Origin of the sequence: Pontibacter virosus, from assembly GCF_003096355.1 — a bacterium.
Lineage (GTDB): Bacteria > Bacteroidota > Bacteroidia > Cytophagales > Hymenobacteraceae > Pontibacter > Pontibacter virosus.
On the sequence record NZ_QEKI01000020.1, the window covers coordinates 51,332 to 71,084 of the forward strand.

The following is a 19,753-nucleotide window of genomic DNA, read 5'->3' on the forward strand; positions in this document are numbered from 1 at the left end:
TTTTTCATTAAATGGATAGAAATCAAGCTATTGGCTTTGGATTGATTGCCGTGCTCCTGCTGGCTTACTCCTTCTTCTTCGCGGGTACGAACGAAGAAGCCAACACTCCGGCATTTGACCAGACAGCCAAGGTAGAGCAGGTGCAGACGGGACCCGCTCCTGTAGTCGAGGACGACTCGCTGGCACAGGTGCGCCGTGCAGCTGCCCTGGGCACTTTCAGTGCAGCCGCAACCGGCGAGGCCAGTACCACGACCCTCGAAAACCAGAACATGACCGTTTCCTTCAACAGCAAAGGCGGCCAGGTTGAGGAAGTGGTCCTGAAGAACTACAAAGACTACAAAGGCAATACTTTGGTGCTCTTCGACCGTGAAAGCAGCAAGACTGATGTGCAGTTCACTACCAACGATGGCAAGAACATCCGCCTGTCAGACCTGTATTTCACTCCTTCGGAAGTGCAGACGGTAAACGTAGGCGATGTGCCAGCGCAATCCCTCACCTACCGCGCCGACCTGGGCAATGGCCAGACCATCGACCAGATCTATACCTTGTTCGACAACAGCTTTCAGGTAGGTTACAAACTGGATTTCAAAGGCCTGAACAACCAGATCAGCGGCGAAAACGTGACCATGACCTGGAATGATCAGTTGAAGCAGTTGGAAAAGGACATGCCGCAGAACAGGGCTAAGTCTACCATCAACTACTATACCGCCGACGAGAGCTTCGATTATCTTTCTATTTCAGAAGGCACAGAGGTGGAGAACATCTCTGAACCAATGAAGTGGGTGGCTAACAAGCAGAACTTCTTCACAGCGGGCATCATCGCTACGAACACCTTCGCTGGCGCCAAACTGGAGTCTGTGACCGATCCGGCTGACACTTCTGTGGTAAAAACCCTGAACTCCCAGATCCTGATCCCGACGGCTGACCTGCTGAGCGGCAAAGGTGAGTTCACATACTACTTTGGTCCGAACGACTACAAGATCCTGAAGCACATGGGCAACGAGTTCAACAAGAATCTTGACTTGGGCTGGGGCATTTTCTCGTGGGTGAACAAGTGGATCATTATCCCGGCGTTCGACTTCCTGGAAAATTACATCAGCAGCTACGGTATCATCATCATCCTGCTGGTGCTCTACATCAAGCTGATCCTGATGCCGCTCACCTACAAGTCGCACATGTCGATGGCGAAGATGAAGGTGCTGAAGCCGGAGATTGATGCCATAAAAGAGCGCAACGACGGCGACATGCAGAAGACGCAGATGGAAACCATGAAGCTGTACGGCGAAATGGGCGTGAACCCGCTTAGCGGCTGTATCCCGATGGTGCTGCAGATTCCGATCCTGTTTGCGATGTTCAACTTCTTCCCGAACTCGATCGAGCTCCGCCAGGAGGCTTTCCTGTGGGCCGATGACCTTTCGACGTACGATGTATTCGTGAACCTGCCGTTTACTATACCTTTCTATGGCAGCCACGTGAGTATGTTCACGCTGTTGATGACGGCTTCTACGATCCTCTATACCTGGTCGAACAACCAGATGAACGTGTCGATGCAAGGCCCGATGAAGTACTACATGTACATGATGCCGATTATCTTCATGTTCGTGCTGAACTCGTTCCCGGCAGGTCTTTCATTCTACTACTTTGTGTCGAACATGGTGACCTTCGGACAGATGGCCATCATGCGCAAGTTTGTTGATGAAGACAAGATCAGAAGAAAACTGGAGGAGAACAGAGATAAGCGCAAAGACAAGAAGAAAACGGGTGGTCCTTCGTTTACCGAGCGTATGCAGGAAGCCATGCGTGCCGCCTCTGAAAAAGAGCAGCAGCGCCGTAACAACCCGAAACTCAAGAAATAAGCACCTCCGTGCTATACCTGACAGAAAGCCCCGAAGCAGTTCGGGGCTTTTTTTGTTTGACCCTATTTGTTGTTTTGCGTATAGGCCTATACCTATATAAATACCATGCGAAAGAACACACTACCCTACCTCCTACTGCCCTTGTCTTTTGTGGCGATGCTGGTAGCAGCCTGTCAGCAACAGACAGACGAAGAAAAGACCATTGCCAGCACACACCCGAAACTGGAAGAACGCCTGCAACGCGACTCAGTGCGAACGCCTATAACCTCAGAAGAAAACCCGGAACTGTACCAGCGCTACCGTCTGCGCATGGAGGCTTACCAGAGCGACGAAGCTTTTCGGGTGCAGGAAGCCTACAAGGGGCGCCTGGCTCCTTTAGATGAAGCTAGTCATGCCGATGCCCGCCAGCACAGCAAAGACCTGCAGGAAGGCTTGAAACAAGGTGTAAATTTTGCTGGCAGGTATACGGTAGTCACCGTAGAGTGTGGCACAACCTGCCAGGAGCATTACGTGGTAGACCGCCAGGACGGTAAAGTGCTCGACAAGTTGCAGAGCAGCACGGGCGCGAAGTTTAGTCCGGACAGCCGTATTTTCATCGTCAATCCGCCGGATTCTTCTCAAAATTATGTAGAGTGCCCTTATTGCGAACCAGCCGCCTATGTGCTGGAGCAGGGCAAATTCCGTAAACTGCCTCAGGGGCAATAACGAAACACACCACTATGCACACACTCCTATACCTGTTTAAACTGGGACTTGGCCTGGGACTGATCCTGGTGGCAGGCTGCAGTACGGCCCAGAACAGGGAGGTGAAAACGTTGGGTGTCCCCTTGCTTCACTTTCAGAAAACGCCCTGTCTGGGCATTTGCCCCTCCTACGAGGCAACCATTATGGAAAATGGCAGCATCCGCTACATCGGGTATAGTGATGTCCCGGTTATGGATACGGTAAGCTTTGTCCTTTCAAATCAGCAGTTAGAAGAACTCCGCCAGGAAGTATCGCAGCTAAACTATACCTCGCTGCAGGACACCTACCTCACCAACTGGAGCGACATGCCCTCCACCATCACAACTTTTTACAAGGCCGGTAAAGAGGCAAAGCGGGTGAAGCAGGAAGAAGGAGGCCCCAAACATTTGCTGGACTTTCAGGAGAAAGTACACACCCTGCTAATGGGTCTTGCTGATGCGGAAGCTAAAAGGCGATTGCCCATCAAATGAAAACACAGTAGTCTGATGCAGGCTACCCTGTCTCTTTTTTTCTTATACCACAATTCAGCCGTCACTATTTCACAATTGTTGCCTCTTCGGCTTGCAGCGCCTTTCACATCCCTTGTATCGCAATAACACTAGGTTTAAATATAGCACAAACTCGTGTTGCTCTTTTGATAAATCAATAACCTATCCCCTCTAAGGCCGTAAAAAAATAGAGAGCTGAGATTAAGAACTCTATTTGAAAAGTAATATTTATATATACTATATATTACAGAATTTAAATAATTGACTAAAATAAATTTTAATTCAAAATAAGCTATATAAGTTACTTGGAGGTTGTTATAAGCTTTACAAAACACAAAAGCTGAACACTACAATTATTGAACACTACAATTATAAAGCGAGCGCAATGATCGCTTTTCAGGCGCAGGCTTGATTGCATTCTTATTTTTTAACAGAAAACATAGCAGGATTAAGTCCTGCAAGTTGATAACATTTGGGTAGTGGAGTCCCCGGGCTTTTAAGGCGAAAGAACTCTTATGTACAATAAAACACACAAAACTATGGAACGACAAACTGTAATAGGCATTTTTAAAGAAGGTATAGACGCACAGGCTGCGGTGCAAAAGTTAGAGAGCACGCACCATATCGGCCGTGATAAAGTAGATATAGCAAACCCTGCCTCTGCTTCAGCGAAGCATGTGGGCAGTAGCACAACAGACAGAGACAGAGACAGAGACAGAGACAGAGACAACGACAATGTAAGTGGTTTCTTTGGATCATTATTTGGCAAGAACGACGATGCCAGCAAACACACACAGGCAGCCCGCAAAGGCTGGGTAGTAACGGTGCACGCCGATTCCCGCCAGGAAGCGGAGAGGGCAGCCGAAGTACTCGACTCATGTGGCGCAGTGGACGTAGACGAGCATACGACTCAAGGCAATCCGCAAGCAGGTATGAACAGACCACCACAGGGTACAGCACAAACCAGAACCGGACAGACCGGCGACACTAACCAGACCATTCCGATTATGGAAGAGCGCATGAACGTTGGAAAGCGTGAAGTGGAACGTGGCGGCGTGCGCATGAGAAGCCGCATTGTGGAAAGACCAGTGGAAGAACACTTGCGTTTGCGGGAGGAACACCTGGATATTGAGCGCAACAAGGTAAATCGTCCGGCAACTGACCGTGACTTCCAGAATTTCAAGGAAGGAGAGATCAACATCTCGGAACGCGCAGAGGTGCCTGTAGTGAACAAAGAGGCCCGCGTAGTGGAAGAGGTAAAGATCAACAAGCACACAGAAGAGCGTGACGAAACCGTAAGAGGTACCGTACGCAAAACGGATGTGGACATTGATAAACTGGATCGCGATAGAGACAATGACCTTCGCAACCCGGGTAACAAACCCGGCAACCCTAGAAATATCTAGGAAAAGGTTTTGTAGATAAGGTAAGAGGCAGTCATGATATGGCTGCCTCTTACTATTTATATAGAAAGCAGGAATTTATGTAACAATCACAAAGCCAGGAACTATACCCTGTCTCACCCGTAAAAACTCAGAACACAGAGGTGATATACAACAAGCAGCCTCCCAAAATACAGCCACGAACTATGAGCAAGAAAACAGACAAACTTAAATCGGAATTTGACGAGAAACTACGCGAAGGCCATACCAATACTCCACTGGAAGAGCGGGACATACAGGATGAATATGGCCGGGATGAGCGGGAGAAACTGGATGTAGACATAGCCTACAATAAGACCATACCGGTGATTGAAGAGCAGGTGCGGGTGGACAAAGAGGTAAGGGAAACTGGCAGCGTACACATCGAAAAGCAAGTGCATCGGGAAAATGTGGATCTGGATCTGCCGATCATACACGAAGAGGCAGAAATAGAGCGCGTTGAGATTAACCAATACGTAGACGTACCTCCCCCACCCGTGCGTTACGAAGGCGACAAAATGATAATACCAGTGCTGAAAGAAGTGCTGGTTGTAGAGAAACGCCTGCTGGTGGTAGAGGAAATACACGTGACCAAACGGCGTACCGAAGAACACAACACAGAGCAGGTAGAGTTGCTCCGGGAGGAAATACGGGTAGAGCGAAAGCGGAATAACCCCGATAGACCCGAACGCTAGCTGATTCGGCACATAAAACTGATAGCGATAAAATATATAGTTCCACGGAGCGTTTTAAGCTAAACGAAGGCTCGAAGCACACGGGTCCGGCACCTTACCAGGCAGCCGGACCCGTGTGCTTTTATGCCGCTAAAAATGCGCCTATTTCCTGAGTAATCCATTTTTCAGCACCTTGCCTCAGAATGTGGATAACCCTCGAAATCGTGGATAAAAATATACGCCACCGGGCGTGGAACATCATACGTTCTGTGCAAAAAACTGTATCTTTGTAAAAGTTCTATACCCGGAATGGGCTAACAGATTAAAAATTGCAAACTATGGAAATAACGTATTACGGACAGTCCTGCTTTCTTTTCAAGATCGGTGAGCACCGCATTCTATTCGACCCGTTCATATCTCCGAACGAACTGGCTAAGGACATTGACGTGGACGGCATCAAGGCAGATTACATCCTGCTTTCGCACGGTCACCAGGACCACGTGCACGATGCCGAGCGCATTGCCAAAAACAACGATGCCACCATTGTAGCCAATTTTGAGATAGCGAGCTGGTATGGCGAGAAAGGTATAGAAAAGACCCACCCGATGAACACCGGTGGCAAGGTGACCCTGCCGTTTGGCACTGTGAAAATGGTGAACGCCGTGCATTCCAGCTCGTTGCCGGATGGCACCTATGCAGGCATAGCAGGCGGATTTGTGGTGGAAACAGAAAATCAGACATTTTATTTTGCCGGCGATACGGCCCTTACCTACGACATGAAGCTGATCCCGGAGCAGTTTGACCTGGATTTCGCGCTTTTGCCGATCGGCGACAACTTTACCATGGACATCCACGATGCCCTGGTAGCCGCTGATTTTGTGCAGGTAGACAAGGTGATCGGTATGCACTACGACACTTTCCCTTACATCAAAATAGACCATGAGGAAGTGAAGGAAGTGGCTCAGATGGCCGGCAAGGAACTAATATTGATGGAGATAGGTCAGACAATAAACCTATAATTTGTAGATGGGAAAAATAATAGCGGTTGCAAACCAAAAAGGTGGCGTAGGCAAGACCACCACAGCCATAAACCTGGCTGCGAGCCTGGCAGCCCTCGAGTATAAGACATTGCTGGTTGACGCAGACCCGCAGGCCAACGCCACATCGGGACTCGGCTTCGATCCGGCCAGTATTACCACCAGCATTTACGAGTGCATGGTGGAGGACGTAACGATACAGGATATCGTTCTGACCTCGCCCAACATTGAGTTTCTGGACCTGATTCCGTCGCACATCGACCTGGTGGGTGCTGAGGTGGAGATGATCAATGTGCCGAACCGGGAGGAGAAGATGCGTGAAGCGCTGGCTCCCCTCAAAGAGGTATACGACTTCATCATCATCGACTGCTCCCCTTCGCTGGGCCTGATTACGGTGAATTCATTGACAGCGGCAGATTCGGTGATCATTCCGGTGCAGTGCGAGTACTTCGCTCTGGAAGGCTTGGGTAAACTCCTGAACACCATTAAGATCATACAGTCGCGCCTGAACACGGAGTTGGCCATAGAAGGCATTTTGCTGACGATGTACGATGTGCGCCTGAGACTAAGCAACCAGGTAGTGGAAGAAGTGAAAACCCACTTCCAGCAGATGGTGTTCGATACGATTATTCCGAGAAACGTGAAGTTGAGCGAGTCGCCTAGTTTTGGTATACCTGCCCTGTTGCACGATGCAGAAAGCAAGGGTGCCATGAGTTACCTGAACCTCGCCCGCGAGATAGCAGTGAAGAACAGCGTTGCGCTGGCGAAATAACCTTACGATTACATGTCCGATAACAAGAAACAAGCAGCAGTACGCAAAGGCGGTCTTGGCCGGGGCCTTGGCTCTCTTCTGGAGGGTAACAAATACACCGGCAAAACAGCCGAATCTACCACCATTAACGAAGTCAATACCATCGCAGATATAGCCATTGACCAGATACAGACGAACCCCTTCCAGCCCCGCACGCACTTTGACCAGACGGCGCTGGAGGAACTGGCTGAGTCTATCCGCATACAGGGCATTATTCAGCCCATCACCGTTCGTCAGCTTGACCAGAACAGTTACCAGCTGATATCGGGAGAACGCCGCTACCAGGCCGCCAAAATGGCCGGCTTGACCGAAATTCCGGCTTACATCCGCAAGGCCGACGACCAACAGATGCTGGAGATGGCCCTGATCGAGAACATCCAGCGTGAAAACCTGAATGCCATCGAGATTGCCCTCTCCTACCAGCGCCTGCTTACCGAGTGCAGTCTGAAGCAGGAAGAGCTGGGTGACCGTGTAGGCAAGAAGCGCACGACTGTTACGAATTACCTGCGCCTGCTCAAATTGCCGCCGGATATCCAGATCGCCCTGCGCGACAACGTAATCAGCATGGGCCATGCCAGAGCGCTTATCAACATCGATACCATCGATAAGCAGCTCGAGATCTTCCGCAAAGTGGTAACCGATGAGCTGTCAGTGCGCAAGGTGGAGGAGCTGGTACGTAACGTGCAGAATGCAAGTAAAAAGCCTGATCCGCAACAAAAACTAGTCTTCAACAAGTATGATGATGAGTTGAAGGGTGTTGAGAAAAAGCTTTCTTCGCAATTTGGCACTAAGATTATGGTGAAAGCCAACAACGATGGCAAAGGGGAGATCAAGATTCCGTTTGTGTCGGTTGACGAGCTGAACCGTATTCTGGAAATTCTGAACTACTAAACATACAGCATGAGGTTAGCGCCTGGTATAGCTTTATTGGTGGTATTATTTGTGTCGCTGCTGCAACCTACACAGGCCGGGGCGCAAGTGGTCACATCCGGCCCCGACTCGGTGTTGGTTATTACCTCCGAAGCGGATACTGCGCAGCAAAAGCAGTTTTTTTTGAGCGGCTTTAAAAACCTGGGGCGGCCCGGTCGCGCCGCTGTTTTCTCGGCCATCATACCTGGGGCAGGTCAGGTATACAACGGTGCCTGGTGGAAGGTGCCTATCATTTATGCCACGGGCGGCGTGCTGGGCTACTTTATCATCGATAACCACGAAAATTGGCAGGATTTCCGGACGGCACTAAATATCCGTACGGACTTGACTGGTGATCCAAACGAGGTACGGGATGCTTATTATGACGATCCGGTCTATGGTTTTAATACGCAGCGGGGCACTCAAAACCTGCGCTACAGCCGCGACTTTTATCGCCGTAACCGAGACCTGACCATTATCCTATCCGTGCTGGCTTACGGCATGCAAATAGCAGAAGCTTATGTGCACGGCCACTTGCGCGAGTTTGACGTGAGTGATAACCTGAGCTTGCGCGTGCAGCCCGACGTGTTCCGAACACCTGCCACCAACGGTGTTACGCCGGGCCTTACCCTTACATTATATACCCGAACTAAATGAGAATCCTATTGATTGGCTATGGCAAGATGGGGAAAACCATTGAGCAGATGGCCCTTGCCAAAGGCCACCAGATAGCCGGCACCATTGACCATACCAATGCTGAAACGCTAAAAAATTACAGCCCGGCAAATACGGATGTTGCCATTGAATTTACGAATCCGGAAGCTGCTTTCGGCAATATCGCTTACTGCCTGACACAAGGTATACCGGTAGTTTCTGGATCCACGGGCTGGCTCGACCGATATAGCGAAGCCGTGCAGCTGTGCGAAGAGAACAAAGGCGCTTTCTTTTATGCCTCTAATTACAGCGTAGGTGTTAATTTGTTTTTCCATTTTAACGAATATATTGCCAGTAAAATGAAGGCCTACAAGGAGTACCAGGTCTCTATTCGCGAGATCCACCACCTCCAGAAGGTTGACAAGCCGAGCGGCACTGGCATCACCACCGCCGAAGGTATACTGGCCAGCTACCCTGCCCTACAAGGCTGGGCGGCTGACGATGATTCAGACAAGTCGAAGCTTAACATTATCTCGGAGCGTGAGCCGGATGTGGTAGGTACCCACATTGTGACCTACGAATCGGAAGTAGACAAAATAGAACTGGGCCATATTGCCCATAGCCGTGCCGGTTTTGCCGAAGGTGCCCTGATGGCGGCCGAGTGGCTTAAAGACCGACAGGGAGTGTACGGCATGAAAGACATGCTCAACCTGTAGAAACAAAACGCTTTATACATGAAAGTAAAGTTTTGGGAGAAGAAGCCCGCTAACAAGGCGCCTAAAAAGAAAAAGAGCTTTGCACGTGAGTGGGGCGATGCCATCCTGTTTGCTGTTATCGCGGCCAGTTTAATTCGCTGGGCTACTTTTGAGGCCTACACCATCCCGACGCCTTCTATGGAGAAGTCGCTGCTGGTAGGTGATTTTCTGTTTGTGAGCAAGCTGCATTACGGTCCGCGCACCCCGATCACACCGCTACAGGTTCCGCTCACGCACCAGACCATCTGGGGCACGAACATCCCCTCCTACTCAGACGCCATCCAGCTGAAGTCATACCGACTACCTGGTTTCTCTGAAGTGAAGCGCAACGATGTGGTCGTATTCAACTACCCACCGGAGGAGCACCATCCGGCAGACCTGCGCACCAATTATATTAAGCGTTGCATCGGCATTGCCGGCGACTCCATTGAGTTGCGTAACATGCAGGTATACATCAATGGACAGGCAGCGGATAACCCTGATAAAATACAGTATAAGTACTTCCTCTCTACCGAGCAGCGCCTGGCAGAGAAATTCTTCCTGGAACGTGATATTACGGACGTGATCCAGTGGCAGGGTGGTTATATTGTCGATACTTCTCCTGAGAAAGCCAAAGCCCTCGCTCAGCTTGATTTTATCAAAGACGCCACGCTCCTGATGGATGAGGCCGGTAAAGGCGATGCCGAGGTGTTCCCGCATGTGCCGAGCAAGTACGAATGGAATAAGGACAACTTTGGTCCGCTTTACATCCCGAAAGAAGGCGCCACTGTGGCTATTACACCTGAAACGCTGCCTTTTTACGAAAAGGTGATCGTGGGTTATGAGCGCAACGAAAACGCAGAGGTACGTGACGGCAAGCTGTTTATCGACGGAGTTGAAGCCACGACCTATACCTTCAAGCAGGACTATTACTTTATGATGGGCGACAACCGCCACAACTCCCTCGACTCACGCTACTGGGGCTTTGTACCCGCTGACCACATTGTGGGCAAGGCCGTGATGATCTGGATGTCCACTGACCCATACGGCGGCTTCCTCGACAAGATCCGATGGAGCCGACTGTTTAAGACGATTGAGTAAGGTATAGGTATACGAAATGAAACCGCCAGTTCTGAGAAGAGCTGGCGGTTTTTGTTTTGGGGTGATGTGATATGGTAAATGAAACAATGTATATTTGATAGATAAGACTGGAGGTTTTTGTTACTTCACAGATATACCTCCATACATAGTGCAGATAGTGGGAGTAGGTACTCCTGCTTGCAGGTAGTTAGCCAAAACTGTAATCATGAAAAACTGGAAGTCCATCAAAGAAGAAATCTACTATGAAGACGGTTCTTTGAGAGACATCTATGTCTTTAATACTAACAAAGAAGATTGGAAAGCTTGGGCTAATTTGATAAACGAGAAGTATAGTGTAGAATTTTACAACGGGCGAACCCAGCAAACAAAAGCCAGAATAGATGTAGAAGAATTGCTGAAATACTTCACAGCCCCTGAAGACTTCAAAGATGTAAACAAGGCATACATTAAATTGGGAAAAGTTACTCTCGATTGTCAGCTACACTACGAAAGCGAAATGGAAAGTGACATTGACCCGAAAGAAGTCAAGACGGAAGAAGACCATCAAGCTATACTTGAGTACTTGAAAGCAGTAGCATCAGCACTAAACAAGAAAGTGGTTATGACTTCAGAGATGACCCCTGAAGATGTACTACTAGAAGTATAAAAACAGAATTGGCTAACAAGATATATAAGCCATACTTCGGCTATGCCTCGTTCGCCTTTTATACTAGCCGTTAGGCAGGATTGTAATTATGAATTCTAAAGATGGGAATAGAAAAAATGAATTCTGGGATTCCAACTACTACAACCATCCTGACTTGACGGATGAAATGGTTGAAATGGCAGAAAAGGAATTAGGTCTAAAATTGCCATCACTATTAATTGAGTTTCTAAAAGTACAAAATGGTGGCTACACCAAAGGCTTTGCATACCCAATGAAACAAAGGACCACATGGGCGGAAGACCACGTCCCTTTGTCTGAGTTGTTCGGTATCGTTACAGAAAAATCTTTTAAAACAGCACAGAATATCTTAGCCACTCATTACATGACAAAGGAATGGGGGCTACCAGAAAAGCAGGTGTTACTAGCTGGGGACGGTCATTGGTGGATAACACTTGACTATAGAAAGGGAAATATCCCGAGTGTAAGATGAATTGATGTAGAATGTAATGAAGACATTGAAATAGCACCTGACTTCGCAGCTTTCATCAACGGACTTGTTCCTGATTCAGTATTTGCAGAAGAAGAATAACCTTGCCTAACCAAGTTCAGCCTTTATGCTCGGCTACGCCTTGCCCATCGGCTGCACGAGTACCGTCCACCAAAACCTCTAAAGGCAAAAAGTAATGATCAATCAAGAACACCTTCGGAGCCCTATTACGACAAGGAAAAAAGTCTTGATTACAATTGGCGTTACTTTTTTCATCTTAAGTATGCTTCTTTTGGACCATTTTCATGGTGGTGTTCCCAGTCATCATATACTGCAATCAGAAAATTATCCTGCCATCTCTAATTGGTGGAGTGGATTATCGCTTCCCATCCTGACTTGGTTTCTATTGACGAGAGTAAAAAGGAGAGTAGACAGACAGCAGGTACAGCAACTGAACAATTCGATTAAGGGAGCAATACAGCTTTTTATTACAGGTTTGGTTTTAGGAATTTTAATAGCAATATCATTCGAGTATGGGTACAGCCCCTTTTTAGATAATGTTTTGTACATCATCTTACTGCTTAGCCTATTTATACCTATCTACTACGCTGAATTCATATTGGGCTTTGTAATTGGCATGACCTATACCTTTGGAGCTATTCTACCAACCGCTTTTATACTTGTGGTGGCAATCATTGGAATGACTCTATATCGATTCATTAGGCCATTGCTTCTGAAGCTGGTCAAAATGATGACGAATAAGCTGTATAAAAGACCGAGCAACTAACGGCGTTGACATGGCAGTAATAAATTTCACCACTGCTTTTATATTTGCCTTTATTTAGCACAAGGATTTATCATTCTGTAAAAGCCAAAACCTGCATGAACACGACACCCGAGCACGACGCCCGCATGGCCAATATGACCTTTGCATCAGTATACCCGCACTACCTTACAAAGGTGGAAAAGAAAGGCAGAACAAAGGCCGAACTGCATCATGTGATCTCGTGGCTAACTGGTTTTGATGAAGAGCAGCTACAAGAATTAATAGATGAGAAAGCAACTTTTGCCGATTTCTTTAAGCGAGCCAATCTGCATCCGAATGCACATCTGATAACGGGCGTGATTTGTGGCTATCGTGTAGAACAAATACAAACCCCCTTGACCCAACAAGTGCGATATTTAGACAAGCTCGTAGATGAACTGGCAAAAGGCAAAAAGATGGAGAAAATTCTGAGAGCGGCCCAACAACAGAATACTTAATGATTTAACATCGATAAAACCGTGAAAAGAAATCTGCTTCCCTACATCCTATACCTGCTTCTCCCCTTCCTTACCCTAGCCTGCACCCAAAAGATGATAACAACCGCCAGCAAACCCCAAACCGGACAGCAAGTGATTGAAGCCATGTATCGTCACTGGGAAAACAAGTGGTACCCCAGCTTTGCCTTCGATCAACGGGCCATTTTCTACAAAGATGACCGGGTCAGTCGTGAAGAAACCTGGCAGGAGATCTACAGCTATCCCGCCAATCTGCACATCCGATTTGATGGTTTTGAAACCGGCAACGGCGTGATCTACAACCAGGACACGGTCTATACCTTTAAGGAAGGTAAGCTAGTGAACAAACAATATTCCTTTCATCCGCTCGTGTTGCTGAGTTTCGATGTATATTTCTACGATCCTGCTACCACTATCCGCAAGGCACACGAGTTAAACTTTGACCTAAGCCAGCTGACAGAAGCCACCTGGCAGGGTCGCGCGGCCTATGTAGTCGGCACGACCGACCCGAATGACCAAAGCCGCAGTCAGTTTTGGGTAGACAAAGAGAACCTTTATGTGGTGCGCATTCTAACGAACAGCAAAGGTGTGGCACGCGACGTGGAGATGAACAACTACCAAGAAATTGAGGGGAATATGGTGGCAACCGAGATCGTCTTCAAAAACGACGGCCAGTTGTTTCTGCGCGAGGAGTACTTTAACATTTCCTTCCCTGTGAAAGTAGACCCGAGTTGGTTTGACCCAGCGCAGTTCACGACTACAAACTGGAAGTAAAATCTATTACCGCTAGCTCTCTCCTGTTAGATGGTTGGGGGAGGTTACCAATCAATCGGTTCCTTCCCCTGCGCCTTCAAATACTCGTTCGCTTTGCTGAAGTGGCGTGTACCGAAGAAACCACGATCAGCGGCAAATGGTGAGGGGTGGGCCGCTTTGAGAACCAGGTGCTTGCGCTCGTCAATAAAAGCGCCCTTCTTTTGGGCATAGGCTCCCCACAGCATGAACACCAAGCCGGTTTTGAGGTCATTTACCTTGCTTACCACAGCATCAGTAAACTCCTCCCAGCCTTTTTTCTGGTGCGAGCCTGCATCGCTGGCACGGACAGTTAAAGTAGCGTTTAGTAATAAAACGCCCTGTTCGGCCCATCGTTCCAGATTTCCGGTAGCCGGCAGGTCTTTGCCAAGGTCGCTTTTGATCTCTTTGAAGATGTTAACCAGCGAGGGAGGTATACGCATTCCATCCTTCACAGAAAAAGCCAATCCGTTTGCCTGATTAGGCCCATGATAGGGGTCTTGGCCTAAAATAACTACTTTTACGTTATCGAAGGGACATCGCTCGAAAGCGTTAAAAATCTGGTTGCCTGGCGGGTAAACTTTTTGCAAGGTGTACTCGTCTTTAACAAAAGACACGAGGTTTTTGAAATAGGGCTTTTCAAATTCTTCTTGCAAGATATTCTGCCAGCTTTCTTCTATCTTTACATTCATAGTAGTCTGTAGGGGTATCTGGTTTGCCTGGTAACAGGTAGTGGCCCTCGAAAGGCTATACCTGAAACGGATTCTAATTATACAAAAAACTCTGTAACATGGATACAAAAACTACAGAAGGAGTAAAAGTAACGGTCACGACCAACTACCTGCCCGATTACTCCAGTCCGGTACAGCAGCACTTCGTATTTGCCTATAAGATCAGTATAGAAAATAACAGTGAGTTCACAGTGAAGCTTTTGCGTCGCCACTGGTACATCCACGACGCCACCGGCACCATGCGTGAAGTGGAAGGAGAAGGCGTGGTAGGCCAGCAGCCCGTGCTGGAGCCCGGCGAGTCGCATGAGTACGTATCAGGCTGCAACCTGAAGACAGGTATGGGCAAAATGCGCGGCACCTACCTGATGGAGCGCATGGTCGACGGCAAGCAGTTCCATGTTACCATACCGGAGTTCTCGCTCATCGTGCCGTATAAGTTGAATTGATGGTTAGTGGTAGATGGTTAAATGGCTGAATTGTTAAATTGTTGTTTTCGCTATACCTGTTTAATTGTTGATTGCTGATTGTTGATTCAGCTACACCTGTTGAATTGCTGATGGTTAAATTGTTAAATTGTTGAATCATCCATACCTGAATTAATTGTTTCATTGTTAATTCGGCTATACCTTTAAATTTGTAGTTACTGAAGGGTTTGGCACTCTTATGTACAGGTATCAAAGGCTGAAAACAACAATTTAACAATTCAGCCATTTAACAATTCAAAATAACCATCAACAATCTAACAATCTAAGTTTTGCTCCCTTTCCACCTTGCGGCAAATTACCTGCTCTACCGCCTCAGGGCTTTTAAGCTGCACGGAGTCCACTCCCCATTCGTTTTCGATCTGTACCAGAACGTGATCCTGCACGAAGGCGACTACTATGCCTATCAGCTTATAGAGGATCTACGTGGTTCACTGCTTTTTAAGGATCGGGCTATACCTGTCACTGATTTTGGAGCGGGCCCTAAAGCCGGACTGAAGAAAAACCGCAAGATCAGCTACATTGCCCGCACTTCGGCCAAACCTGCCAAATATGCACAGCTGCTTTTCCGGCTGGTAGCGCACTTCCAACCCAACACCATTTTTGACTTGGGTACTTCTCTGGGCATCACTACCTCATACCTGGCTATGGGTAACAAACAAGCTAAACTTTATACCTTCGAGGGCTGCCCGTCCATTGCAGCGGAAGCGAAAGCGAACTTCGAAAAGCTGGGGCTGCAGCACATGCAGCAGGTGATCGGCAACCTGGATGATACCCTAGCACTGCAACTACAGCAAGTAGAGCGGTTAGACTTCGTGTTCTTTGACGGGAACCACCGTTATGAACCCACCATGCGCTATTTCGAAGTCTGCCTCAGCAAGCACCACGAGCACAGTGTGTTTGTAGTGGATGATCTGTATTGGTCTGCGGAAATGAAGCAGGCCTGGCAGGAGATCAAGCAGCACCCGCAGGTATGCCAGACAGTCGACCTGTTCTATATCGGGCTGGTTTTTTTCCGCAAAACCCAGCCGAAAGAGCATTTTACCCTGCTGTATTAATCGTTTTCCTTTACCGTCTGCGCCTGCCAGCCTCCATACACACCATTAAACTCTTCGGCTAACTGCCACAGGTCCAAGGTAGTGGTATGGATTTCCTCCTCAGTAACAGCCTGCACTTTCGCTATGATGATGCTGAAGGCTACACTGGTCTCGTTTTGATTCTTCCCCTCCTGCACCAAGGTATAGCCGGCACCCTCTGCTTTGCTTTTGAAGGCAGCGCGGTCAGCTTCGGTTGCGAAGCTCACAGAATGTGACACAGCACGGGGAATGTGATGTTCGTCTCCCTGCTCCTCCATCATGCGCAGAATGCGGTTGTTTTTGATACTCTGCATATCAACTGGCTCCGGAAATAGAAAATCCAGGTATAAGCCCCAGTCTGGGTCGTGGAGGGTATTAGAAGCGAAGGTATAGGCCGGGAACTGCTGCATGATGTTTGTGGCAATTACTTCTGGCAGAGCTTCCTGCCCGCTGTAAAAGTAGAAACTGCGTTTGCCATCGTGCAGCAGTTTACCCACAAAGGCTGTCTGCAGCGAGTTCTGGAATTCCTCCACCAGTGCTTCTTCTATCGCCTCCAACTGCTCCCATTCGGCTTCATCGGCAGGAAAGCCGTCTGCGTCTGGTTGCTGCAGCGCTACAACAAGCTCAAAGGCTCGGTCCTTCTCAGGTATAGGGGCTTCGTGTTCAAAAGCCAGATCGACGCTCACGCAGGCCGGGCGCTCGTTGACGTCGCAGAAATAAACTTCCCACTCAGGGGTATGGGCAGGTACTGTCATAGGTATAATCTGAAGAAATAAAGAGAGCATCAACTTCAGTCAATGCTCTCCCTTCATACGTGAATGAGTTGCTTAGCGAATAGCCTGGCGGATGCGGACCAGCTTCTGGAGCAGACCTTCGAGCTGGTCGAGCGGCAGCATATTGGCTCCGTCTGACTTTGCTACAGATGGCTGCGGGTGCGTTTCGATGAACAGACCATCAGCTCCAACGGCAATGGCGGCTTTGGCGATGGTCTCGATCAGGGCTGGCTTGCCACCGGTTACGCCGGAGCTCTGGTTCGGCTGCTGCAGGGAGTGCGTTACGTCCATCACCACCGGAACGCCATTCGTTTGCATTTCAGGCAGGTTACGGAAGTCCACCACCATATCGGAATAACCAAAGCTGTTGCCGCGATCGGTCAGAATCACTTTGTCGTTGCCCGACTCGCGCACCTTGTCCACAGCAAAGCGCATGGCCTCCCCGGAGAGGAACTGCCCTTTTTTAATGTTTACTACCTTACCCGTGTTAGCGGCTGCCACGAGCAGGTCCGTCTGGCGACAAAGGAAAGCCGGGATCTGCAGCACATCCACGTACTCAGCCGCCATCGCCGCCTCGTTGCTTTCGTGGATGTCAGTAACGGTAGGTATGTCAAAGGTCTGGCTCACCTTCTGCAGGATGCGCAGCGCTTTTTCATCGCCTATACCTGTAAAGGAATCCAGACGGGAGCGGTTGGCTTTGCGGTAAGAGCCTTTGAAGATCAGCGGAATCTCCAGCTTATCGGTAATAGTTACAAGTCGCTCGGCTATCTGCAGGGCCATTTCCTCGCCTTCTATGGCGCAGGGTCCAGCCATCAAAAAGAAGTTGCCGGAGCCGGTATGTTTTAGTTTTGGTATTTCAAACATGGTATGTATCTAGGTTGAAGCCTTTCGGCCTGCAAATTTAGTCAGATGTGGGGGAATAAAGAAATGAGTGATTGATGAAGGGTTAAATGATAGTGATTGTCTGAATCAGGATTTACAGGATTTTAAAATTTTCAGGATTGAAATTAGTGGAACAATCGTTATTGAGAATCCTGTAAATCCTTTAATTCTGTAAATCCTGATTCAGACAAACTATAACTGTACACGCTTGGACAGGTCGCGACCTGTCACTACAAACAGCTATTAATCAACTTCTTTAACTCAATAAACAACTCCCTCCCCTGCCTTGGTGGGATGGAATTGTAGGCGGTTTCGAAGTGCAGGAATTCGAAATAGGGCTCGAAGTAAGTACGGTACTCCTCGCGGCTGCCGCCGAAGGGTGGACCGGTATGCTCGAAGGTGGTATCGAAGAGCAAACCAACCAGTTTTCCTCCTGGTAGCAACAGCTCAGCACATTGGCGGGCATAATCGGTCCGGAGCTTGGGGTCGATTGCGCAAAAGAAGGTTTGCTCTATGATCAGGTCGAACTTGCTGTCGAGCTGGAAGAAGTCCTGAAGCAGCAATTGGTCTTTGGGGAAGTCAGGAACCCGTTCAGAGAAGCGCTGGAGGGGTGCTTTGGCAACATCGGCTACATAGGTATGCACAAAGCCCTTCCGGTAGAGGTATTCGGCTTCGTAGGCGTTGCCGCAGCCCGGAACCAGTATGCATTGGCCCTTGTTAGGCAACTGATCAAAATAATCGCGCAGTGGCGGCGTTATAGCCCCAACATCCCAACCCGTCTGGCCCAGTTGGTAGCGGTTTTGCCAGTAGTCGGCATTAAATTCTTGTTTCATCTTGTATGATAATACAGCAAAAGTCTTAAATTTGAAACTTGCATACGCACCATTCCAGACAATAAAAGCTTAACAAATGAGTACGCTGGAAAAAAAAGACACCCAAAACGAACATCAGCCCATGAACCCTTCTGAAAAAAGAAGCAACCGCAAACTCCTGATTAGTGGTCTCCTTGTCATCCTGATCAGCATCAACGGCATCCTGCTTTACATGAATTATCAGAAAAAAGAGAAAAACGAGGAGCAGGCCGAGGTGATCCGTGTGAAAGATAAGGAACTGGAAAACCAGATAAAAGTTTACGAAGCCCTGAAAGCTGACTTTGAGCGCCAGAGCCAGGAGCTGCAGGCCATGGGTCTTGAAAACGACTCACTCGAAGCCCAAATCGCCTCTATCTCTTCTGACCTGACCGAACTGCGCGGCTTCCGCAAGAGCAGCTACAGCCTGGCTGACCAGCGTCGTTTCCGCGATCGTGCGCAGGCTTTTGAGCAGCAACTGAAGCAGAAGGACCAGGAGATCGCCACCCTGAAGCAGGACAACGAAGTGCTCTTTACAGAGAACACCTCGCTCAAAACAACTCAAAACCGCCTGAGCGACAGCCTGACGACCATGAAATCGACGAACGAGAACCTGGTGGAGAAAGTAAAGGTAGCTTCCAAACTCGAAGCGCAGCGCATGAATGTGCAGGTGGTAAACAAGCGCGGCAAAGAACTGGATGACAAAGACAATGAGTTCAGAATCAGAAACGTGGAGAAGATCCGCGTAGCTTTTAACCTGGGCAAAAACGACGTGGCTCCGCGTGAGCCAAAGACAATTTACATGCGTTTGATCGAGCCGGATGGAGCAGCCTTGTATAACTTGTCTACCGGTTCAGGCTCATTCCAGATCGATGGCGAGGACATGTACTACACGGCCAAGCGCGATATTGTGTTTGACAACACGCAGCAGCAGGTGAGTTTTGTGTACAGCAAGAACGCTGAATATAAGAAAGGCCAGCATACCATTGAACTCTACGCCGATGGTTTCCTGATCGGAACAACCAGCTTTGTGCTGAAATAACACTTAAGACCTAAAGTCTGAAAGCCCCGTCCGTTTGGCCGGGGCTTTTTTTGTGCTATACTATACCTCCATAAGGTATAGTATAGGCATGTTGCTTATTCTACGTTCACTTATTTGCTTCTTAAACCAGGTATAGTAAGGGCCATTAGACCACAGTTCTCAGGTATAATACAACGCTCAAACAATCCAACCTTCAACAATTTAACCATCAACAATTCGGTCGTATGGCCATAAAAAAAACCCTATCCTGAGGAAAGGGTTTTAGTCCATCGTTCACATGAAATTCT

23 protein-coding genes are annotated in these 19,753 nt (G+C 48.4%); 19 read left to right on the plus strand and 4 right to left on the minus strand.

The window, feature by feature from the left end; genetic code table 11:
• Positions 1-11 precede the first annotated feature (11 nt).
• From yidC to C8E01_RS19940, 16 genes are all read left to right on the plus strand, one after another.
• On the plus strand, positions 12-1,856 hold the full coding sequence (gene yidC, locus C8E01_RS19865; RefSeq protein ID WP_116545202.1) for a membrane protein insertase YidC: 1,845 nt from the start codon (positions 12-14) through the stop codon (positions 1,854-1,856).
• 105 nt (positions 1,857-1,961) lie between these two features.
• On the plus strand, positions 1,962-2,561 hold the full coding sequence (locus C8E01_RS19870; protein ID WP_116545203.1) for a hypothetical protein: 600 nt from the start codon (positions 1,962-1,964) through the stop codon (positions 2,559-2,561).
• A gap of 14 nt (positions 2,562-2,575) precedes the next feature.
• Positions 2,576-3,070, plus strand: coding sequence for a DUF6438 domain-containing protein (locus C8E01_RS19875; protein ID WP_116545204.1), 495 nt, complete (start codon positions 2,576-2,578; stop codon positions 3,068-3,070).
• 557 nt (positions 3,071-3,627) lie between these two features.
• Positions 3,628-4,494 (plus strand): YsnF/AvaK domain-containing protein, encoded by an 867-nt coding sequence (locus C8E01_RS19880; RefSeq protein ID WP_116545205.1) that lies wholly within the window; start codon positions 3,628-3,630, stop codon positions 4,492-4,494.
• Between the two features lie 182 nt (positions 4,495-4,676).
• On the plus strand, positions 4,677-5,204 hold the full coding sequence (locus C8E01_RS19885; protein WP_116545206.1) for a YsnF/AvaK domain-containing protein: 528 nt from the start codon (positions 4,677-4,679) through the stop codon (positions 5,202-5,204).
• Between the two features lie 317 nt (positions 5,205-5,521).
• Positions 5,522-6,202 carry a metal-dependent hydrolase gene (locus C8E01_RS19890; RefSeq protein ID WP_116545207.1) on the plus strand — a complete coding sequence of 227 codons (681 nt, stop codon included), beginning with the start codon at positions 5,522-5,524 and terminating at the stop codon, positions 6,200-6,202.
• A gap of 7 nt (positions 6,203-6,209) precedes the next feature.
• Entirely contained in the window at positions 6,210-6,992 is a 783-nt protein-coding gene (locus tag C8E01_RS19895) for a ParA family protein (protein ID WP_116545208.1), read from the plus strand.
• A gap of 12 nt (positions 6,993-7,004) precedes the next feature.
• Positions 7,005-7,922 carry a ParB/RepB/Spo0J family partition protein gene (locus C8E01_RS19900; RefSeq protein WP_116545209.1) on the plus strand — a complete coding sequence of 306 codons (918 nt, stop codon included), beginning with the start codon at positions 7,005-7,007 and terminating at the stop codon, positions 7,920-7,922.
• Positions 7,923-7,931: 9 nt separating this feature from the next.
• Positions 7,932-8,597, plus strand: coding sequence for a DUF5683 domain-containing protein (locus C8E01_RS19905; RefSeq protein ID WP_116545210.1), 666 nt, complete (start codon positions 7,932-7,934; stop codon positions 8,595-8,597).
• Positions 8,594-9,310 carry a 4-hydroxy-tetrahydrodipicolinate reductase gene (gene dapB / locus C8E01_RS19910; protein WP_116545211.1) on the plus strand — a complete coding sequence of 239 codons (717 nt, stop codon included), beginning with the start codon at positions 8,594-8,596 and terminating at the stop codon, positions 9,308-9,310. The genes C8E01_RS19905 and dapB overlap by 4 nt, the downstream gene beginning before the upstream one ends.
• 18 nt (positions 9,311-9,328) lie before the next feature.
• Entirely contained in the window at positions 9,329-10,429 is a 1,101-nt protein-coding gene (lepB, locus tag C8E01_RS19915; protein ID WP_116545212.1) for a signal peptidase I, read from the plus strand.
• 205 nt (positions 10,430-10,634) lie between these two features.
• The gene (locus C8E01_RS19920; protein ID WP_116545213.1) at positions 10,635-11,075 is read left to right on the plus strand and encodes a hypothetical protein; all 441 of its coding nucleotides are present in this window, start codon (positions 10,635-10,637) and stop codon (positions 11,073-11,075) included.
• Between the two features lie 88 nt (positions 11,076-11,163).
• Positions 11,164-11,565, plus strand: coding sequence for an SMI1/KNR4 family protein (locus tag C8E01_RS19925; RefSeq protein ID WP_116545214.1), 402 nt, complete (start codon positions 11,164-11,166; stop codon positions 11,563-11,565).
• A gap of 193 nt (positions 11,566-11,758) precedes the next feature.
• Complete coding sequence (locus C8E01_RS19930) at positions 11,759-12,349, plus strand: hypothetical protein (protein WP_116545215.1); 591 nt, start codon at positions 11,759-11,761, stop codon at positions 12,347-12,349.
• Between the two features lie 95 nt (positions 12,350-12,444).
• Positions 12,445-12,825, plus strand: a complete 381-nt coding sequence (locus C8E01_RS19935; protein WP_116545216.1) for a DUF2200 domain-containing protein — start codon at positions 12,445-12,447, stop codon at positions 12,823-12,825.
• Positions 12,826-12,846: 21 nt separating this feature from the next.
• Complete coding sequence (locus C8E01_RS19940; protein ID WP_116545217.1) at positions 12,847-13,617, plus strand: LolA-like protein; 771 nt, start codon at positions 12,847-12,849, stop codon at positions 13,615-13,617.
• A gap of 44 nt (positions 13,618-13,661) precedes the next feature.
• Here the strand turns inward: C8E01_RS19940 and ung are convergent, their stop codons facing one another.
• Positions 13,662-14,324: a uracil-DNA glycosylase gene (gene ung / locus C8E01_RS19945; RefSeq protein ID WP_116545218.1), complete on the minus strand. Its 663-nt coding sequence runs from the start codon at positions 14,322-14,324 to the stop codon at positions 13,662-13,664.
• 98 nt (positions 14,325-14,422) lie between these two features.
• Between ung and apaG the strand changes: the two genes are divergently transcribed.
• Positions 14,423-14,809 (plus strand): Co2+/Mg2+ efflux protein ApaG, encoded by a 387-nt coding sequence (apaG, locus tag C8E01_RS19950; RefSeq protein ID WP_007654728.1) that lies wholly within the window; start codon positions 14,423-14,425, stop codon positions 14,807-14,809.
• A gap of 308 nt (positions 14,810-15,117) precedes the next feature.
• A complete protein-coding gene (locus C8E01_RS19955) occupies positions 15,118-15,903 on the plus strand; it encodes an O-methyltransferase (RefSeq protein ID WP_116545219.1) in 786 nt (261 codons plus the stop codon).
• Here C8E01_RS19955 and C8E01_RS19960 read toward each other — a convergent pair.
• The 3 genes from C8E01_RS19960 to C8E01_RS19970 form a co-directional block, all read right to left on the minus strand.
• Positions 15,900-16,676: a DUF695 domain-containing protein gene (locus C8E01_RS19960; RefSeq protein WP_116545220.1), complete on the minus strand. Its 777-nt coding sequence runs from the start codon at positions 16,674-16,676 to the stop codon at positions 15,900-15,902. The genes C8E01_RS19955 and C8E01_RS19960 overlap by 4 nt on opposite strands.
• A gap of 72 nt (positions 16,677-16,748) precedes the next feature.
• The gene (gene kdsA / locus C8E01_RS19965; protein ID WP_116545221.1) at positions 16,749-17,558 is read right to left on the minus strand and encodes a 3-deoxy-8-phosphooctulonate synthase; all 810 of its coding nucleotides are present in this window, start codon (positions 17,556-17,558) and stop codon (positions 16,749-16,751) included.
• Between the two features lie 248 nt (positions 17,559-17,806).
• Positions 17,807-18,409: a methyltransferase domain-containing protein gene (locus tag C8E01_RS19970; protein ID WP_116545222.1), complete on the minus strand. Its 603-nt coding sequence runs from the start codon at positions 18,407-18,409 to the stop codon at positions 17,807-17,809.
• 76 nt (positions 18,410-18,485) lie between these two features.
• Here C8E01_RS19970 and C8E01_RS19975 point away from each other — a divergent pair, with 76 nt between their 5' ends.
• Positions 18,486-19,466, plus strand: a complete 981-nt coding sequence (locus tag C8E01_RS19975) for a hypothetical protein (protein ID WP_116545223.1) — start codon at positions 18,486-18,488, stop codon at positions 19,464-19,466.
• Positions 19,467-19,753: the final 287 nt, after the last annotated feature.